Annotated in this window: 4 protein-coding genes; all 4 read left to right on the plus strand. The window is 39.7% G+C overall.

Annotated elements, in window-relative coordinates; all coding sequences use genetic code 11:
• Nucleotides 1-639: hypothetical protein (locus tag D6D85_RS16340; protein WP_161969791.1), on the plus strand; the 639-nt coding region annotated here is incomplete at its 5' end.
• Entirely contained in the window at nucleotides 624-1,460 is an 837-nt protein-coding gene (locus tag D6D85_RS08815; protein ID WP_125671690.1) for a hypothetical protein, read from the plus strand. The genes D6D85_RS16340 and D6D85_RS08815, both read left to right, overlap by 16 nt.
• Nucleotide 1,461: 1 nt before the next feature.
• On the plus strand, nucleotides 1,462-1,836 hold the full coding sequence (locus tag D6D85_RS08820) for a hypothetical protein (protein ID WP_125671691.1): 375 nt from the start codon (nucleotides 1,462-1,464) through the stop codon (nucleotides 1,834-1,836).
• A gap of 4 nt (nucleotides 1,837-1,840) precedes the next feature.
• The coding region (locus D6D85_RS16345) for a hypothetical protein (RefSeq protein WP_161969792.1) at nucleotides 1,841-2,077 on the plus strand (237 nt) is incomplete at its 3' end.

Here is a 2,077-nt window from a genome sequence, read left to right on the forward strand (position 1 = left end):
ATAAGCTCTATTGAGGCCAGAAATCAGGAAGAAATAATAAAAATGCCGAGAATAGATCAAGATTTAAGCAGTTATGGCATCTCCTGTGAGTTGGGTTTGCTTAACAAGCTTGTTCACGTGGACATATTTGTGAATAATGGCAGCTGGATTAAGATCCACAGTTCAGGTTCTTCTCTCTTAAGGAATGCAGAAAGAGAGGAAATTGTGTTCTGGAATGGGAGTTTAACAAAAGTGGTTTTATGGATCGGCACCCCAGCTAGGGAGCCTATATTCTGGATAATTAAACAGAGAAGTTGTAATGCAAAGAAAGTAAATGATACATTTATAGTAAGTATGAAGGGAGATAGCATGCTTTATATAAAATTTCATGGACCTATTCTCTTACAAACTAATGAATTTAATATTTCCTATAACATGAATGAAGTAATAGTTTCCGGCTTGGGGTGGTCCTCGGTAATTCCAGCAGGAGAGGTGGATGAAATGCAGCTCATTTTTGGAGATAATTTAACTATATACTTAAATAAAAATATTGCAGCAACTATAGAGGCTCATATTTCTAGTATAAACTGGATAAAAATAATAGGGGATTTCAGCGAGATAGGGGCTCTTAAAGGTGCATTCCCATGGATGAACTCCTAGCAGCAGCAATAATAATCCTTTTGCTTTCAACGATCCTCCTAGTAAGTAGAACTCATCAGACGCTAGATTTAAACAAGTACAGGATTGCTCTGATGTCTGTTAAGGAGATACTGAGGCAGAGCTATGCAGGAGTTGATCCCGAGGAGAACATAAAGAAGTTTTCGCTTGTTTCCAGCTTAAAAGTCATGGTAGTGCAGCATAACTGGTCATATGGATCCTTAAACAGGACAATGGTGTCAGGGATGTTCTATCCAGGAACTTCAGGTCTTATATGTAAAATTGTGCCTCAGGCCACGATAGTTCCTCCTAACACTACCTTCTATGTGAAGATTGTTTTTGTTTCTTCAGAGGGCTATCCAAAAGATGTTATTGGCTATGCAGACTTTGATGGTTCTGTTTATCCGTTTAAAACCAGTGGAATATACAAGATCTCAGTAAAATCTCCATCAAGTGGTTCCCTTAAGCTTCATGTAGTGGCATTTTCCCAAGGAGATAAGTGTGAGGTGGAGAGCAAGGTTGTTGTGAAGGATGTGTCCTTGGGCAGCGTAACAATAGGGGATGTGCTGAATCAGGGGGATTTGGTCGCTATTAGATCATCAGGTGGGATAAATTGGAGCCTTATAGGAAGCAGGAAGATAATGGAAGGAAAAGGAGCAGCCAATTTCCATTTTAGACTGAATGGATGGATCTGTTATTCACCTTATCTTCTGATCGACCAGAGGGCGTTGTTAAGAGATAAGAAGGGGGAGGAAGTTGAAGTACATTTCTATGATATAGCCATAATAAATCCATTTGAAACATATATATATGTGGGTGGTTGACATGACAAGAACCATGGAGACGTTAATGTTGACCCTTATATCGTTAGCGCTTATTGCATCTCTAATACCAAAGATTCAAGAAATGCAATCCTACTTCTACCCTAGGGAGACGGGAAGCATCAGAATACTTGAGTTCGATCCATCTGGAAAGATAATAGTGCTGAATGAGGGTCCCGGACAGATAAAATATGGAAGCTTCCATGTACTGATAAATGGGACTTATATCTGCACATTTAGGGGTAACGGAACTCTCAATGTGGGAGACTCGCTTGAGATAAGGTTTGAACCCCCATTTCCCGTTAATGGAAGTCTTTTCGAGGTGAAGGTAGTTGGTCCTGGTGGAGTAGAGGCAGAAGCAACATTTGTGTCAGGGTGATGCAATGAAAGCGATAGTACTCTATTTGGTAGTAGCGGCATCTCCTCTCCTCAGAACCAAGAGAGCCTGCACAGCTGCATCAGATATTATTCTTCTGATGTTTTCCCTGATAAGCTCAGATTTCTTATCATCTTTTCTGCTCTTTTTGGTTCCGATAAGCACCCTTTATGCAGGAAGAAATGGAATAAAGCTTTTAGCTGTGTTTACTATATTTCAGTTATATGCTATAATAATATCTTCA

It is taken from the genome of Candidatus Methanodesulfokora washburnensis, from assembly GCF_003947435.1.
In the GTDB taxonomy this organism is placed as follows: Archaea; Korarchaeota; Korarchaeia; order Korarchaeales; family Korarchaeaceae; genus Methanodesulfokora; species Methanodesulfokora washburnensis.